The organism is Streptomyces rishiriensis (genome assembly GCF_003112535.1).
Classification (GTDB): Bacteria; Actinomycetota; Actinomycetes; order Streptomycetales; family Streptomycetaceae; genus Streptomyces; species Streptomyces rishiriensis.
Window position 1 is genome coordinate 66614 of sequence record NZ_BEWA01000007.1, and the last position, 15907, is coordinate 82520.

16 protein-coding genes are annotated in these 15907 nt (G+C 73.3%); 7 read left to right on the forward strand and 9 right to left on the reverse strand.

What is annotated here, in order from left to right; translation table 11 throughout:
- Positions 1 to 32 precede the first annotated feature (32 nt).
- Entirely contained in the window at positions 33 to 3545 is a 3513-nt protein-coding gene (locus Sri02f_RS12945) for an AfsR/SARP family transcriptional regulator (RefSeq protein WP_109001308.1), read from the reverse strand.
- A 276-nt stretch (positions 3546 to 3821) separates the two neighbouring features.
- On the opposite strand from Sri02f_RS12945, the gene Sri02f_RS12950 reads away from it, so the two are divergent.
- The gene (locus tag Sri02f_RS12950; protein WP_109001309.1) at positions 3822 to 4622 is read left to right on the forward strand and encodes a site-2 protease family protein; all 801 of its coding nucleotides are present in this window, start codon (positions 3822 to 3824) and stop codon (positions 4620 to 4622) included.
- Here Sri02f_RS12950 and Sri02f_RS12955 read toward each other — a convergent pair.
- On the reverse strand, positions 4612 to 4881 hold the full coding sequence (locus Sri02f_RS12955; RefSeq protein ID WP_174855643.1) for a hypothetical protein: 270 nt from the start codon (positions 4879 to 4881) through the stop codon (positions 4612 to 4614). The two genes, Sri02f_RS12950 and Sri02f_RS12955, sit on opposite strands and share 11 nt — an antisense overlap.
- 4 nt (positions 4882 to 4885) lie before the next feature.
- Positions 4886 to 5614 (reverse strand): NADPH-dependent F420 reductase, encoded by a 729-nt coding sequence (gene npdG / locus Sri02f_RS12960; RefSeq protein WP_109001310.1) that lies wholly within the window; start codon positions 5612 to 5614, stop codon positions 4886 to 4888.
- A 103-nt stretch (positions 5615 to 5717) separates the two neighbouring features.
- Here npdG and Sri02f_RS12965 point away from each other — a divergent pair, with 103 nt between their 5' ends.
- On the forward strand, positions 5718 to 6314 hold the full coding sequence (locus tag Sri02f_RS12965; RefSeq protein ID WP_069770769.1) for a hypothetical protein: 597 nt from the start codon (positions 5718 to 5720) through the stop codon (positions 6312 to 6314).
- Between the two features lie 54 nt (positions 6315 to 6368).
- On the opposite strand, the gene Sri02f_RS12970 is transcribed toward Sri02f_RS12965, so the two are convergent.
- Positions 6369 to 6602 carry a hypothetical protein gene (locus Sri02f_RS12970; protein WP_109001311.1) on the reverse strand — a complete coding sequence of 78 codons (234 nt, stop codon included), beginning with the start codon at positions 6600 to 6602 and terminating at the stop codon, positions 6369 to 6371.
- 57 nt (positions 6603 to 6659) lie between these two features.
- On the opposite strand from Sri02f_RS12970, the gene map reads away from it, so the two are divergent.
- A complete protein-coding gene (gene map, locus Sri02f_RS12975) occupies positions 6660 to 7517 on the forward strand; it encodes a type I methionyl aminopeptidase (RefSeq protein WP_109001312.1) in 858 nt (285 codons plus the stop codon).
- A 132-nt stretch (positions 7518 to 7649) separates the two neighbouring features.
- Here map and Sri02f_RS12980 read toward each other — a convergent pair whose 3' ends face one another.
- A complete protein-coding gene (locus tag Sri02f_RS12980) occupies positions 7650 to 7859 on the reverse strand; it encodes a hypothetical protein (RefSeq protein ID WP_109001313.1) in 210 nt (69 codons plus the stop codon).
- A 105-nt stretch (positions 7860 to 7964) separates the two neighbouring features.
- A complete protein-coding gene (locus Sri02f_RS12985; protein WP_069770764.1) occupies positions 7965 to 8609 on the reverse strand; it encodes a PhzF family phenazine biosynthesis protein in 645 nt (214 codons plus the stop codon).
- 281 nt (positions 8610 to 8890) lie between these two features.
- Here Sri02f_RS12985 and efeO point away from each other — a divergent pair, with 281 nt between their 5' ends.
- Genes efeO through Sri02f_RS13005 form a run of 4 tightly spaced genes read left to right on the forward strand, consistent with a single transcriptional unit; the run spans position 8891 to position 13168 of the window.
- Positions 8891 to 10030 carry an iron uptake system protein EfeO gene (gene efeO / locus Sri02f_RS12990; protein ID WP_109001314.1) on the forward strand — a complete coding sequence of 380 codons (1140 nt, stop codon included), beginning with the start codon at positions 8891 to 8893 and terminating at the stop codon, positions 10028 to 10030.
- Positions 10031 to 10047: 17 nt separating this feature from the next.
- Positions 10048 to 11310, forward strand: a complete 1263-nt coding sequence (gene efeB, locus Sri02f_RS12995; RefSeq protein WP_109001315.1) for an iron uptake transporter deferrochelatase/peroxidase subunit — start codon at positions 10048 to 10050, stop codon at positions 11308 to 11310.
- 3 nt (positions 11311 to 11313) lie between these two features.
- Positions 11314 to 12207 carry an iron uptake transporter permease EfeU gene (gene efeU, locus Sri02f_RS13000; protein WP_109001316.1) on the forward strand — a complete coding sequence of 298 codons (894 nt, stop codon included), beginning with the start codon at positions 11314 to 11316 and terminating at the stop codon, positions 12205 to 12207.
- Complete coding sequence (locus Sri02f_RS13005; protein ID WP_109001317.1) at positions 12146 to 13168, forward strand: SCO2278 family lipoprotein; 1023 nt, start codon at positions 12146 to 12148, stop codon at positions 13166 to 13168. The genes efeU and Sri02f_RS13005 overlap by 62 nt, the downstream gene beginning before the upstream one ends.
- A 53-nt stretch (positions 13169 to 13221) precedes the next feature.
- Here the strand turns inward: Sri02f_RS13005 and Sri02f_RS13010 are convergent, their stop codons facing one another.
- The 3 genes from Sri02f_RS13010 to Sri02f_RS13020 all read right to left on the reverse strand — a co-directional run bounded on the left by Sri02f_RS13010 (position 13222) and on the right by Sri02f_RS13020 (position 15881).
- Entirely contained in the window at positions 13222 to 13959 is a 738-nt protein-coding gene (locus Sri02f_RS13010) for a bifunctional DNA primase/polymerase (protein ID WP_109001318.1), read from the reverse strand.
- Positions 13960 to 14183: 224 nt separating this feature from the next.
- The gene (locus Sri02f_RS13015) at positions 14184 to 14816 is read right to left on the reverse strand and encodes a TetR/AcrR family transcriptional regulator (protein ID WP_109001319.1); all 633 of its coding nucleotides are present in this window, start codon (positions 14814 to 14816) and stop codon (positions 14184 to 14186) included.
- A gap of 63 nt (positions 14817 to 14879) precedes the next feature.
- A complete protein-coding gene (locus Sri02f_RS13020; protein WP_109001320.1) occupies positions 14880 to 15881 on the reverse strand; it encodes a Gfo/Idh/MocA family protein in 1002 nt (333 codons plus the stop codon).
- Positions 15882 to 15907 lie beyond the last annotated feature (26 nt).

Consider the following 15907-nt stretch of genomic DNA (forward strand, 5'->3'; position numbering starts at 1 on the left):
CGCGGACGCCGAAGTTGCGGCGGCCGGTACGCCTAGAGCGGTGCGCGTCCCACCAGGGCGGTGGCCTCCTCGTAGGAGAGGCCGCCGCCCTCGGCGTACGCGGACGTGAACCCCTCGTCGCCGAGGGCGGCGCGGGCCCGGCTCGCGGCCAGGTCGTACGTCTCGCGCTCCCAGCGCGTGTGCACGTGCCCCGGCGGCAGCAGCGCGTCGGCGGCGCCCAGACAGCGGGCGGCGGCCCCGGCGCGGCTGCCGCCGTCCACGCCGGCCAGGGCGGTCGCGGCGACGCACAGGTAGACGGAGCGCATCTGCGGGGCGACAGCCAGCGGCAGCGGGTCGGCGGCCCGCAGCAGCGCGGCGCGGACGCCGGTCAGCGCCTGCGCGTACCGGCCCTCGACCGCGTCCAGCCAGGCCTCCGCGCCCTGCACGAAGGAGGCGAAGACCGCGAAGTGCCCGACGTCGAAACCCTCGCGCAGCAGCCGGATCTGCTCACGCGCCTCGACCCGGCGACCGGTGGTGCCGAGCCAGCCGACCAGGAAGAGACGGGCCGCCGGGAGGGCCTCGTCCCCGATGTGCTCGGCTCCGTCGATCACCTCGCGCAGCATGCGCTCGCCCCGCTCCTCGTCCCCCGCCTCCAGCAGCACGCTGCCCAGCCGCGCCCCCAGGACCGCCGCCTGCGCGCGGGCGTTCAGCCGTTCGGCGTGGTCGATGGCCTCCTCGTAGTCGGCGGCTGCCCTGCGATAGGCGCCCTGCCGCTCATGGGCCTCGGCACGGGCGGAGAGCGCCTCGGCGGTGCCCCAGGCGTCGCCGAGCCGCCGGAAGGTCTCCAGCGCCTCGTCGGCGTCGCGGAAGGCGCTTCGGGCCCAGTCGGACCGGTTGGCGAGGACGTTGGCGCGCATCTGCAGACAGAAGGCGAGTTCCCAGTCGTAGCCCGGCGTGCGGCGGCAGGTGTCGATGTTGGCGTCGATGCTCTCGCGGATGCGCTCCAGGTCGCCGATCATGAGTACGGCGTAGAACCAGAGCAGGCCGGGCGCCCGGCAGGTCTGCGGGAGTCCCGGCTCGTAGGCCTCGGCGATCAGACGCAGCTTGGCCTGCGTGGCCGGGCTCCGCCAGCCCGCCAACTCGGGCTCCATGGAGGCGAGATGCGCCAGGTGGACGCCTCGGCGGGCCTCCAGGAGCATCTCGCCGGCCAGTGGGGGCGGCGCGTCGGTGCACGACCTCCACACCGGGGCGGCCCGGCGCAGGGGTTCGGCGAACGGGTCGGGGCCCAGAGCCATGACCTCGGCACACCACGCACGGGCCTCCGGACGCAGGTCGCGCATCTGCCAGTACCAGGCCAGGGACAGGGTCAGACTGAGCGCCTCCTGCTCGTCGCGTGCGTCGACGGCCCGGCGCAGCGCCGTGCGCAGGTTCTCGTACTCCAGCTGGAAGCGGTCGACGGCCGCGCGCTGACCCGACCCGCGCAGCAACGGCTCGGTGGTCCGGGCGAGTTCGCGGTAGTACGTCAGATGCGCGCGCTCGGCGGCCGCCCGCCGCCCCGACTCGTCGAGCCGCTCGCCCGCGTACTCGGCGACGGTCTCCAGGAGCCGGTAGCGCATGCCCCCGCCGGGCGCCGGAGCGGCGACGACGAGGGACTTGTCGACCAGGGAGGCCAGGGGGTCCAGGGGGCTGAGGGGACCGCGGGAGGCATGGGGGGTGCCGGAGCCGTGCACTCGGTGAGGGCCGGCACCGGCCGAGGGGGCGGGGCCCGGCGGCGCGGGCGGCGCGCAGACGGCCTCGACGGCGGCGAGGTCGCAGCCCCGGGCGAAGACGGAGAGCCGGGCCAGGACGGCGCGTTCGTCCTCGTCGAGCAGGTCCCACGACCAGTCGACGACGGCCCGCAGCGTCTGCTGGCGGGGCAGGACCGTACGGCTGCCCGAGGTGAGGAGACGGAAACGGTCGTCGAGCCGGTCCGCGATCTGGCGGGGCGTGAGCATCCGCAGCCGGGCGGCGGCGAGCTCGACGGCGAGGGGCAGACCGTCGAGGCGCCGGCAGATCTCGGCGCAGGCCTCGGGGTCGTCCTCGACGCGGAAGCCCGGGCGGGCGGCCGCGCCCCGGTCGGCCAGCAGCCGCAGCGCGGCCGGCTCCGGCAGCGGGTCCAGCGGACGCAGGACCTCCCCGGGCACGCCGAGGGGCTCACGGCTGGTGGCCAGGACCGTCACCCCGGGACAGCGCGCCAGCAGTTCCTCGACGAGCCGGGCGGCCGCCTCCACCACGTGTTCGCAGTTGTCCAGGACGATGAGCATGCGGCGGCGGGCGCAGTGCTCGACCAGCCGCTCCACGGGGTCTCCGCGGCGCTCGGCGACGGCCCGCAGCTCCTCGGCGCCGGCGCCGTACAGCACGGTCTCGCGCGCCCCCACGGCGGTGAGGACGGTCTGCGCCACGGCGTCCGGGTCGGCGACGGGCGCGAGCTCGGCCAGCCAGACGCCGTCGGCCGCCGTGTCCCTCACGGCCTCGGCGGCTTCCTGCGACAGCCGTGTCTTACCGGCGCCGCCGGGCCCCAGCAGCGTGACGAGGCGGGCGCTCGCGAGGTCGCCCCGGATGGCCGCGATGTCGTCCTCGCGGCCGACGAACGAGGTGAGCCGTGCCCGGAGGTTGCCGAGCGGCGGCGACGCGCCGGCCCGCGCCCCCCGCGCCGACCGGACGGCCCTCCCCTCCAGCCCCTCCAGCCCCTCCAGCCCCTCCAGCCCCTCCAGCCCCTCCAGCCCCTCCGGCCTCACCGGTGCCTCCGCGGCTGCCGGGGACGCCGGGGCTTCCTGAGCCTGCGGGACCTGCGGGACCTGCGGGCTGAGCAGTTCGGCGTGCAGGGTGCGCAATTCGGGCCCGGGGTCGGCCCCGAGGCGGTCCGCCAGCAGTCGGCGCACCTCGTCGTAGGCGGCCAGCGCCTGGGCGGTGCGGCCCGCGTCGCGCAGGGCGCGCAGCCGCAGGGCCTGGAGGGGCTCGTCCAGGGGGTGGGCGTCGCACAGGGCGGTGAGCTCGGGCAGCGACTGCCCGGCATGGCCGAGGGCGAGCGCGGCGGTGTGCCGGGCGCGCGCCGCGTCCAGGCGGCGGACCTCCCAGCGGGCGGCCTCGGCGGCCCGGTCGGGCAGGTCGGCGAGGGCAGGGCCGTGCCACAGGGCGAGGGCGTCGTCCAGCAGGACGGCCGCCTTGGCGGGATCGCCGTCGGCGAGCGCGCGCGTCCCGTCGCCGGTCAGCCGCTCGAAACGGTGCAGGTCGACGTCGTCGGGGACGACCGCCAGCCGGTAGCCGCCTTCGGCGGAGCGGATCGCGTCCGCCCCGAGGGTCCGGCGCAGCCGCCCGACGAGCGCCTGCAGCGCGCCCGGCGCGTCGGCGGGCAGGTCCCCGGCCCAGACCTCCTCCGTCAGCAGTCCTGCCGGAACGCTGCGCCCGGCGCGCAGCGCCAGCACGGTGAGCAGGGCACGCAGCCGCGCCCCGCCGACGGCGACGGGGGTCCCGTCGGGGCGGAGTGCCTGGGTGGTGCCGAGAATGCGGTAGCGCACGGGGGTCATTGTCCCCGGCGCGGTCGGCGGCGGTCACGGGGTTCGCCCGGAGCGGCGACGACCACGCCGCCGGACCCCCGCGGTCCGCCGCGTCCCCGTGCGGTCCCCGCGGTCCGCCGCGTCCCCGTGCGGTCCTCCGGGTCGTGTGGCGGGCCCCGGGTGTCGGCGGGGGTCCGGTGGGCGGCCGGGCTGCGTGCGGAACCCGGGACCCGGCATGAGACGTTTCCCCGGTGTGCCCGGTACGGTCGGGCCGTTCCACACGTGCGTACGACCTCAGGGGGCCCCATGACGACCGCCACCACCCGCCACGGCGACCGGCGGGTGAGTCCCGTGTTCGTCGGCATCCTGGCCGTGACCGCGGTCACCGGCTGGGCGACCTGGACGGGCTTCGCCGAGCAGCCCGGCGTCGCGGTGTTCCTGTTCGTCACGGCGGCCTGGATCGTGTCCCTGTGTCTGCACGAGTACGCGCACGCGCGGACCGCCCTGCACAGCGGCGACATCTCGGTCGGCGCGAAGGGCTATCTCACCCTCAACCCGCTCAAGTACACGCACGCCCTGCTCAGCATCGTGCTGCCGGTGCTGTTCGTGATCATGGGCGGGATCGGTCTGCCGGGCGGCGCGGTGTTCATCGAACGCGACCGGATCCGGGGGCGGTGGCGGCACAGTCTGATCTCGGCGGCCGGACCGCTGACGAACGTGCTGTTCGCGGTGGTGTGCACGGCGCCGTTCTGGCTGGACGCGCTGGACGGCGTGCCGGACGACTTCCGGTTCGCGCTCGGCTTCCTCGCCATGCTCCAGGTGACGGCGGCGATCCTGAACTTCCTGCCGGTGCCGGGTCTGGACGGCTACGGGGTCATCGAGCCCTGGCTGTCGTACAGCGTGAAGCGTCAGGTCGAGCCGTTCGCGCCGTTCGGCCTGCTGTTCGTGTTCGCGCTGCTGTGGGTGCCGTCGGTGAACGGCGCGTTCTTCGACGTCGTCGACGCGCTGCTGCGCGGCCTCGGGATCAGCGACCTCGACACGTACTGCGGTCAGTCGCTGTACCGCTTCTGGGAGGGCACGAACGAGTTCTGCTCGGTCAGCCGGTGACCTGGGTCCGGTCCGCCCTGCGCGCCTTGTCCCGCTTCAGGTAGTACCAGGTCATGTTGGACGACAGGCCCGCGAGCAGTACCCAGACGATCCCCAGGAAGCTGCCCTGGACGAAGGAGACGACCGCCGCGGCCACGGCGAGCACGCAGACGACGAGGGTGTAGAGGGCGAGTCGCCGGGTCGGGCTGGGCGGGGGCAGGGCAGGCATGTCGGTCGGCTCCTGTCGGGGGACACTGCTTCGCCGTCCAGTGTCCCCCATCCGCTCAGACGTCGGTGACGCGCAGCCCGGCGTGGGCCTTGTAGCGGCGGTTGACCGAGATCAGGTTGGCGACCAGGGACTCCACCTGGTGGGCGTTGCGCAGCCGGCCCGCGAAGACGCCGCGCATGCCGGGGATGCGGCCGGCGAGCGCCTGCACGATCTCGACGTCGGCCCGCTCCTCCCCCAGCACCATCACGTCGGTGTCGATCTCGTCGATCTCCGGGTCCTGCAGAAGGACCGCCGACAGGTGGTGGAAGGCGGCGGCGACGCGCGAGTCAGGCAGCAGGGCCGCGGCCTGCTCCGCCGCGCTGCCCTCCTCCGGCTTGAGCGCGTAGGCGCCCTTCTTGTCGAAGCCGAGCGGGTTGACGCAGTCGACGACGAGCTTGCCGGCGAGTTCCTCGCGCAGGGACTCCAGCGTCTTGCCGTGGCCGTCCCACGGGACGGCCACGATCACGATGTCGCTGCGGCGCGCGGTCTCGGCGTTGTCGGCGCCCTCGACGCCGTGCCCGAGCTCCTCTGCGGCGGCCCGGGCGCGGTCGGCTGCGCGCGAGCCGATGATCACCTTCTGGCCGGCCTTGGCGAGGCGGTAGGCGAGGCCCTTGCCCTGCGGGCCGGTGCCGCCGAGCACGCCGACGACCAGTCCGGACACGTCGGGAAGGTCCCAGGGGTCCTTGGCGGGGGCCTTCGCCGGGGCGCCACCGGGGGTGTTGTGAGCACTGTCAGTAGAGGTCATGCGCCGACTTTACGTGGGCGCTTCCCGCGGCCCTTCCCCATGTCGGGTGAACGGGCGGCGAACCCCGCGCCGACGGCCGCCGGTTGCGGCAGCATGCGGGCGCATGGACGCCGTACGGGTCGCGTTGCTGCGTGAGGTGCTCGCCGGGACCGAGTGGCTGGGGGCCACCCGGAGGTTCGCCGGGGTGCTGCGGGGGTCGGTCGTGTCGCACGGGGGCGGGCTGCTGCTGGCGGGCACGGCCGAGTACGAGCCCTGGCATCTCGCGGCGCATCTGGTGGACGAGGCGGCGTGGTCCGGCACGCCCGAGCTGGCGCCCACGCTGGTCCGCCACGACCCGCGCCCCGGCGACCCCGCGCACCTCGCGGTGGGGCCGGGCCGGATCGAGGCGGCGCGGCGGGGCGAGACGCTGCTGGTGGCGTCGCCGTCGGCGGACGCACCGCTGCTCGAACGGGTGGCGGACGCCCGCCGGGCCGGGGTCACCGTGCTCGCCCTCGGTCCGGTCGAGGCGGATCTGACGGCGCTGGCGCACGAGACGCTGGCCGTGCCGGACGGCTCCGAGCTGGACCTGGACACCGTGCAGCACCTGGTGAGCGCGGCGGCCGGCGAGACCCTGCCGCCGACCCGAGGGCGCCGGCGCCTCGCCGACCGCCTCTCCCGCCTCGCCGAACGTCTGACGGCCCCGCCCCCTCCCCCCTGGTGACGCGCTCAGCGGCCGGCGGCCGCACCCGCGCTGGTGGGCCGACCGCCGGGCCGGTCAGTCCTCGTCCGCCGCGCCGCCCGTCGGGGCGTCGTGCCATTTGGGGTCGTTCTCCCACTGGAGGTTGCGTTCGCGGGCGCTCTCCATCGCGCGCTCGGCCTCCGCGCGGGTGGAGTACGGGCCGAACCGGTCCTTGGCCGGGCACTCCGGCCCTTCCTCGACCTTCTTGTGCTCCAGGCAGTAGTACCACTCGCCCGGTTTGCCGGTGGTCGACTTCTTGAACAGGGGCATGACGGCTCCTCTCGCCATCGACATGTTCCCCCACGGCCGCTCGTTAGACTCACTGGCATGTCTGGCCAGTCGCTGCTCGTCCCAGGGGAGCTCTCCCCCACCCGTTCCGTGCCCGGAAACATCCGCCGCCCCGAGTACGTGGGCAAGCCGGCGCCGACGCCCTACACCGGGCCGGAGGTGCAGACGCCCGAGACCATCGAGGCGATGCGCCGGGCCGGCCGGATCGCCGCGCAGGCGATGGCGGAGGCCGCGAAGCTGATCTCGCCGGGGGTCACCACCGACGAGCTGGACAGGGTCGCGCACGAGTACATGTGCGACCACGGCGCCTACCCGTCGACGCTGGGCTACCGGGGCTTCCCGAAGTCGCTGTGCACGAGCGTCAACGAGGTCATCTGCCACGGCATCCCGGACTCGACGGTGCTGCGGGACGGCGACATCGTCAACCTCGACGTGACGGCGTACATCGGCGGGGTGCACGGCGACAACAACGCCACGTACCTGGTCGGGGACGTCGACGAGGAGTCGCGGCTGCTGGTGGAGCGGACCCGGGAGTCCCTGGAGCGGGCGATCAAGGCGGTCAGGCCCGGCCGGCAGATCAACATCATCGGCCGGGTCATCGAGTCGTACGCCAAGCGGTTCGGGTACGGGGTGGTGCGGGACTTCACCGGTCACGGCATCAACTCGTCGTTCCACTCCGGGCTGATCATCCCGCACTACGACAGCCCGCACGCGACGACCGTCATCCAGCCCGGGATGACCTTCACCATCGAGCCGATGCTGACGCTCGGCACGCACGACTACGACATGTGGGACGACGGCTGGACCGTGGTGACCAAGGACCGCAGGCGCACGGCCCAGTTCGAGCACACCCTGGTGGTGACGGAGAGCGGGGCGGAGATCCTCACCCTGCCGTAGCCGCGCGCGACCAGAGCCCGCTCTCCTCGGAGGGCGGGCTCCTGCCGTGCGCGGGGCCGGTTCCGGCGCGAGCACGGTCTCGTGGACGGACCGGGCCCCCTCGCTTCGGTGCGAGGGGGCCCGGCGGCGGATTCAGAACCGGTCGCAGTGCTTGCCGGCCCAGAAGATGTCCGCCGACACCGTGTCGATCGCGCCGATGTACGGGCTGCAGACACCCTCGTCCCCGCCGAAGTGGTGGTGGTGGTGCTGGCGGGGACCCTCGTCGGCGGTGGCGGTCGACGCGCCGACGGCGGCGAGGGCGATACCCAGGACGGTTGCGGCCAGGACTGAACGGATACGCATGATGTTCCTCTCACGGGACGAGCGGTCACGCCCAGAGGTCCCCGCTCCCCTCCCGCGGCACACACCACACCACCCGTACGGACCCCAGGCAGTGGCCCGGAGGGCTCAGCGCTCCAGGAACACCCGGCCGCCGACCTCGACCCAGCCGTGCGGCTGGGGGGCCGTCAGGATCTGCGAGCCCGCGCCCTGGGTGATGTTCAGGGCGCGGCCGAGCCGTTCGGTGAGCAGGAGGGCCGCCGCGCCGGTGGCCTCGTCCTCGTCGACGCCGTCGTCGCGGCCGGGGAAGGCGCGGGCGCGGATCCGGCCGGCCGGCTCGTCCTCCCAGGCCCAGGCGTAGATCCATTCGCCCTTGGGCGGCACGGGGAGGTCGTCGACCTCGGCGGCCGTCGCGTACTGCCGGAGGGTGCGCGGCGGGGCCCATTCGGCGCGCGCCTCGATCCAGGTGAACTCCCCGTCCAGGCGGGTGCCCACGACGCCGGCCGGGGTGACGAGCTCGGGCACGTCGAGCAGCCAGGCGGCGCCCACGCACGGGTGTCCCGCGAAGGGCAGCCGCAGGGTGGGCGTGTAGATGTCGATGACCCCGCGCTCGGGGTCGTCGACGAACACCGTCTCGCTGAAGCCGAGTTTCGCCGCGAGGTCCTGCCGGTCCTCGCGGTCCGGGAGCACCGAGCCTTCGCGGACCACGCCCAGTTCGTTGCCGTAGCCGCCGTTCGGCGCGCAGAAGACGCGGAGCACGTCGTAATCAGTCACCGGGGAATTGAAGCACCGCTCGGGTGGCGGTCCCGCCCCGGACGGCGAGGCCGCCCGTGCGGTGCGCGCGACCCGAAAAGCGGAACCTTTGAATCTCCTTTGACTTCCCCTTGACGCCTGCTTGGTGATTTCGTGATCGCCTCGTGCCCTTACAGCGTCTATGAGAGGTGAATCACGGCCCCGACGGGTATTACGCAGGTAAGCCTTGGATAAGTTAGGCGAGCCTCACCAATCCGTGTGAGCCCTGTCACGCGATTTTTCAGCCACCGCTGGGAGCCCGAATGCGAGCCGCCAGACTGTCCGTCGCCACCGCCGTAGCCGCCGTCACGGCCCTGACCGCCGTCACCGGCTGCACCTCCAAGAGCGACGCGAAGGACGGCGACCGGGTCATCGGCGTGACCGCCACCGACTCCACGTGCGAGACCTCCAAGAAGGAGATCCCCGCCGGACACGTCGAGCTCGCCGTCGAGAACAAGGGCTCCAAGGTCACCGAGGTCTACCTGCTCTTCCCCGACGACCGGATCGTCAGCGAGCGGGAGAACATCGGCCCCGGCACCAAGCAGCGGGTCACCGCCGAGGTGAAGGCCGGCGAGTACCGCATCGCCTGCAAGCCGGGCATGAAGGGCGACGGCATCCGCCAGACCCTCAAGGTCACCGGCGGCTCCGTCGCCCAGCGCGACCCCCGCCTGGACAAGGCCGTGGCCGCCTACCGCTCCTACGCGCAGACGCAGGCCGACGAGACGCTGCCCAAGGTCGCCGCCTTCGTCGCCGCGGTGAAGGCCGGGAACCTCGAGGCCGCCAAGAAGGCCTACGCCCCCTCGCGCATCGGCTGGGAGCGCACCGAGCCGGTCGCGGAGTCCTTCGGCGACATCGACCCGAAGGTCGACGTCCGCGCCGACGGCCTGGAGAGCGGCCAGAAGTGGACCGGCTGGCACCGGCTGGAGAAGGCCCTCTGGCAGGACAAGAAGATCGGCGCCGAGGAGAAGGCCCTCGCCGACCAGCTCACCGCCGACCTGACCGACTGGCAGAAGCGGGTCGGCAAGGCCGTGATCACCCCGACCTCCATGGCCAACGGCGCCAAGGAACTCCTCGACGAGGTCGCCACCGGCAAGGTCACCGGCGAGGAGGAGCGTTACTCGCACACCGACCTGGTCGACTTCAAGGGCAACGTCGAGGGCGCCCAGCAGTCCTACGAGCTGCTCAAGCCGGTCGCCAAGGAGAACGACGCGGCGCTGGTCACCGAGCTGGACAAGCAGTTCGCCGCGCTGGACGCGCTGCTGGACAAGTACCGCCCGAACACGACGTCGTACGAGTTCACCTCCTACGACAAGGTCGGCGCCGCCGGCCGCAAGGAGCTCTCGGACGCGGTCAACGCGCTCGCCGAGCCCTTGTCCAAGCTCGCCGCCGCCGTCGCCAAGTAACCGAGGGGCACAAGAACATGACGGAGTCGGAGACCAAGGCCAGCAGTCCGTCCCGGCGGTCGCTGATCGGCTGGGGCGGGGCCGGGCTCGCGCTCGGCGCCGCCGCGGCCGGCGGCGCGGTCGCGATGACCCGCACCGGCAACGACGTCGACCCGGTCGGCGCCGAAACGGGCGCCGCAGTCGGCTTCCACGGCGCGAACCAGGCGGGCATCGCCACGCCCGTGCAGGACCGGCTGCACTTCGCCGCGTTCGACGTGACGACCACGGACCGCGCCGAGTTGGTGCAGTTGCTGAAGGACTGGACGCAGGCGGCCCGCCGGATGACGGCCGGGAAGGCGGTCGGAGAGGGCGCCTACGGCGGTCTGCCCGAGGCGCCGCCGGACGACACCGGCGAGGCGCTGGGGCTCAAGCCGTCCCGGCTGACCCTGACGGTCGGGTTCGGGCCCTCCCTGTTCAAGAAGTTCGACCTCGCCGACCGGCGGCCCGACGCGCTCGTCGACCTGCCCACGTTCGCCGGGGACGCCCTCGACCCGGCACGCAGCAACGGCGACCTGTGCGTGCAGGCGTGCGCCGACGACCCGCAGGTGGCCGTGCACGCGATCCGCAACCTGGCCCGGATCGGCATGGGCAAGGTCGTCATCCGCTGGTCGCAGCTGGGATTCGGCAAGACCTCCTCCACCACGCCCGACGCGCAGACCCCGCGCAACCTGATGGGCTTCAAGGACGGCACCCGCAACATCGCCGGCACGGAGACGGACCGGCTGAAGAAGTTCGTGTGGGTCGGAGAGAAGGACGTCGCCGGCAAGTCTGCCTGGATGGTGGGCGGTTCCTATCTCGTGGCCCGCCGCATCCGCATGCACATCGAGACCTGGGACCGCACCCCGCTGCAGGAGCAGGAGGACATCTTCGGCCGCGACAAGGGCGAGGGCGCTCCGGTGGGCAAGGCGAAGGAGCGCGACGAGCCGTTCCTGAAGGCGATGAAGCCCGACGCGCACGTGCGGCTCGCGCACCCCGACGCCAACCACGGATCGACGATCCTGCGCCGCGGCTACTCCTTCACCGACGGCACCGACGGTCTGGGGCGGCTGGAGGCGGGGCTGTTCTTCCTCGCCTACATGCGCGACGTGAGCAACGGGTTCGTCCGCATCCAGCGCAATCTCGCGAGCGACGCGCTCAACGAGTACATCCAGCATGTGGGTTCGGCCGTCTTCGCCGTCCCGCCGGGCGTCCGCGACAAGGACGACTGGTGGGGCCGGACGCTGTTCTCCGAGGAGGCGTAGCCCGTGTTCTCCAACTACCTGATCGGACTGCGCGAGGGCCTGGAGGCCTCTCTCGTCGTCTGCATCCTGATCGCCTACCTCGTCAAGACCGAGCGCCGCGACGCGCTGAAGCCGGTGTGGTCCGGCATCGCGATCGCGGTGGTCATCGCGATGGGCTTCGGCTGCGTCCTCGAATTCGGTTCGCAGGAACTGACGTTCAAGGCGCAGGAGGCGCTCGGCGGCTCCCTGTCGATCACCGCGGTCGCGCTGGTGACGTGGATGGTGTTCTGGATGCGGCGCACCGCCCGGCACCTGAAGTCGGAGCTGCACGGCAAGCTGGACGCGGCGCTCGCGATGGGCACCGGCGCGCTGGTGGCGACCGCGTTCCTCGCGGTCGGCCGGGAGGGCCTGGAGACGGCCCTGTTCGTGTGGACGTCCGTCCACGCGGCCGGCGACGGCACCCCGCGTCCGCTGATCGGCGCGGCGCTGGGTCTGGCGACGGCCGTCCTGCTGGGCTGGCTGTTCTACCGCGGGGCGCTGCGGATCAACCTGGCGAAGTTCTTCACCTGGACGGGCGGCATGCTCGTCGTGGTGGCCGCGGGCGTGCTGGCGTACGGCGTCCACGACCTCCAGGAGGCCGACTGGATCGCGGGCCTGAGGGACACGGCCTTCGACATCAGCGACACGATCCCGGCGGACAGCTGGTACGGCACGCTGCTGAAGGGCGTGTTCAACTTCCAGCCCGATCCGACGGTCCTCCAGGTCACGGTGTGGCTGCTCTACCTGGTCCCGACGCTCGCGCTGTTCCTCGCCCCGGTAGGGTTCGCCTCCGGGAAGGGGAAGGTGAAGTCGCCTGATGACCAGGGAACGCAGCCTGACGACCGGGGTTCGCAAGCGTCGAGGACTCCGCAGGCGTGACCGGTACGCCCTCGTGGCGGCCTCGCTCGTCGCCGTCTCGCTGACGGCGAGCGGCTGTGTGGTGGTCCACGGCGAGCTGGAGGTGCTCCCGTCGGCCACGCAGGGCGAGGCCGGCAAGGCCGTCGAGCAGTTCACGGCCGCGTACAACAAGGCCGATGCCGCGTACGACAGTTCGCTGGACGCCGAGCACACCGCCGGCGCCCTCGGGATCATCGACGCGGCCCGGCTGAAGGCAGGCCACCTCAACAGCCCCAAGGGCAACCCGCAGCACACGCCGCTGGTGCTGTCGGACGTGAAGTACACCATCCCCGAAAAAGCGGGCTGGCCGCGCTGGTTCGTCGCCGACGCGAAGGCCAACAAGGGCGGCGACGCGCGCTGGCTGCTGGCGTTCACGCGGGAGGGGCGGGGGCGGCCGTGGCAGGCGACGTATCTGACGCTGGTGACGCCGGGCGCGGTGCCGGCGTTCAAGAAGGACGAGGACGGGTGGGCCGAGGCCGTGCCCGCCGACACCGCCGAACTCGCCCTGCCCCCCGCGGACCTGAGCAAGGACTACACGGCCTACCTGCAGAGCGGCCGGGGCGCCTTCGCGAACGGCGACTACACCAGCGTGCTGCGCGCCTCGCGGGCGAAGAACGCCGCCAAGCCGGGCCTGGCCACCCAGTACGTCGACCAGCCGCTGACCGGGGGCGCGTACGCGCCGCTGGCGCTGCGCACCGTGGACGGCGGAGCGCTGGTGTTCTTCACCACGCACCACTACATGAAGCAGACGGCCGCCGCGGGCGCCGCGGTCCCCACCCCGAACGCGGACGTGCGCGCGCTGACGACCGGCGAGATCAAGCAGTCCCTGACGATGGAGTTCGTCGCCGCCGACGTCGCCCTGAGCCCCGCGAAGGGCGCTGGGGGCGGCAGGGTGTCGGTGCTGAGCCGCCTGGAGGGGTTCACCGGCGCCAAGGGCGAGTGAGCCCGGCAGCTCGCGGCCGGTCCGGCTTCGGCCGGCGCCCCGGGACCTCGCGGTCACCGGCGCAGCGGCCAGGCCCCCGTCGAGTGGTCCTGGTCCTGCCCGGTGTGGCGGGCGCAGGCGTCGGTGAGGGTTTCCAGGAGGGTCAGCGGGTCGGGCAGCGGATGCTCGGGGCCGCGCAGCCAGTGCACGGTCCGGCCGTCCTCGCCGGTGAGACGGGCGGGCGGCACGAGGACGTAGGAGCCGCGGCAGTGCCAGCGCAGGCCGGGATGCTCGTCCATGGTCTCGGGGTGGCAGTCCAGCTCGCACGGCCACCACTCGTCCTCGACCTCGGGGGTGTTGCGGGTGAGGGTGAAGAAGAGCAGGCGTCCGTCGTCGCTCTCGGCGACCGGGCCCACCTCGACGCCGGCGTCGAGCAGCCGCTCCAGGGCGTCCCGGCCGGCCTCCAGGGGCACGTCGAGCACGTCGTGCGTCATGCCGGTGGCGGTGATGAAGTTGGCCTGCGGCTGGTGGCGGGCCCAGTTCTCGACCTGGGCGCGGTCGGTCGTGGACTGCGTCTGCCAGGCGAAGGACACCGGGTGGCGGGCGGGGGTCGGGCAGCCTACCCGGTCGCAGGAGCAGCCGTAGCCGGGGGCCGGATGCGCGGCGGGCGCCAGCGGCAGCCCCGCGTCGGCGGCGGCCAGCAGCAGGGCCTCACGGTCGCCGCCGTCGGCGGCTTCGGTCGGGCCGCTCGTGCGCAGCCACTCCGTAAGTCTTCCCCACAGTCCGGTCCGGCCGTCGAACTCCGCGCTCATCTGTCCCCTCGCCTCGCTGGTGCGGACAGCATGCCCTATGGTCGCATCATCCGGCGCATCGGGGGGCCCTAGCCGTGAATCGGGGCAGGTGGGGCGGGTAGGGCCAGAGTGACCCATGTGCCCCGGAACCCCACCGTTCGCCCGCTCGCCGGTTCGCCCGGTCACCGGACCGCCAGATCACCAGATCACCAGATCACCAGATCACCAGATCGTCGGGCCACCCGTCACCGGGGGGCGAGGCCGTGGAGCGCGTAGTCGACGAGGGTGTCGGTGTACTCGTAGGTGATCGGTCCCGTGTACTGCAGCCAGCGCTGGGCGAGCGGGGAGATGAAGAACTCCAGGGCGATGCGCGGGTCGAGGTCGGCGCGGACCTGGCCGGCCCGCTGGGCGGAGCGCAGCCGGTCGACGTACAGCTGGATGGACGGTTCCATGAGCCGGGCCGTGAACTCGCGGCCCACCTGCTCGTTGACCACGCCCTCGGCGGCCAGCGCCCGCGAGGGGGCCTCGAAGCGGGGGTCCCTCAGCTGGTCGACGGTGGCCCGCAGGACGGCCTTGACGTCGGCGGCGAGGTCGCCGGTGTCGGGGATGACGTAGGGCTCGCGCTCGGCCGGGCCGGCGTCGCGGGCGGCCTGTTCGCCGAGGTCCAGGAACGCTTCGAGCAGGACGTCGGCCTTCGACCCCCACCAGCGGTAGATGGTCTGCTTGCCGACGCCCGCGCGGGCGGCGATGCCCTCGATCGTGGTCCTGGGGTAGCCGACCTCCGCGACCAGCGCGAGGGCCGCGTCGTAGATGGCGCGCCGGGACCGCTCGCTGCGACGGCTGGTGTCGGGGGCCGGCTTGCCGGGCTGGGTGACCATGCCCCGACGGTACCAAGGCTGTGAGACGGCACGTCTCGCGAACGGTCCGGCGCCGGAAGCCTGCTAGGGGGCTTCGTGGGGGTAGCGGACCCCGATCCGTTCGCGGGCCGCGTCGAGCGTCCGCATGACCGCGAGGCTTCCGTCGAGGGGGACCAGCGGGGACTCGGTCTCGCCGGCCCGCACCGCGCGCATCACCTCGCGGGCCTCGTGCCGGAACGTCGTACGGGGTCCGTCGGCCGGGTCGGCGGCGAACTCCTGCGGATCGCGGCCGGCCCGGTGCAGGACCAGACGGTCGGGGTGGAAGAAGCCGGACGGGATGTCGATGCGGCCGCGCGAGCCGGTGACGGAGGCGGTGGTGCCCGTGCCGCCGGAGATCGAGCAGTGCAGCGCGGCCAGCGCGCCCGAGTCCCAGGAGAGCGCCAGCGCCGTCTGCAGGTCGACGCCCTCGGCGGACAGGACGGCCTGGGCGGCGATGCCCGAGGGCTCGCCGAGCAGCAGGTGGGCGAAGGAGACCGGGTAGACGCCGAGGTCGAGGAGGGCGCCGCCGCCCTGGGCGGGGTCACGCAGCCGATGCGAGGGCGGGAAGGGCCCTTCGAGGCCGAAGTCGGCCTGCACGGTGCGGACGTCGCCGATCGCGCCGTCGTCGACGAGGGCCTTGAGACGGCGGATGACCGGGTTGCAGTACATCCACATGGCTTCCATGAGGAACCGGTCGTGCCGCCGGGCCAGTGCCACGAGCTCCTCGGCCTCGCGCACGTTCAGCGTGAACGCCTTCTCGCACAGCACGTTGCGCCCGGCCTCCAGGCACAGGCCCGCGGCGGTGCGGTGGGCTGCGTGCGGGGTGGCCACGTAGACGACATCGATGTCGTCGTCGGCCGCGAGGGCGGCCCAGTCGCCGTAGGCCCGCGGGATGCCGAACCGTTCCGCGAACGCCTTGGCGGAGACCTCGGTGCGCGAGGCGACCGCGACGACCTCGGCGTCGGGCAGGTCGATCAGGTCCGCCGTGAACGCGCCGGCTATGCCGCCGGTCGCCAGGATTCCCCACCGCACCGTGTCCGTCGTCATACCCTGCCCCGCCCTCGTGCCGTCCC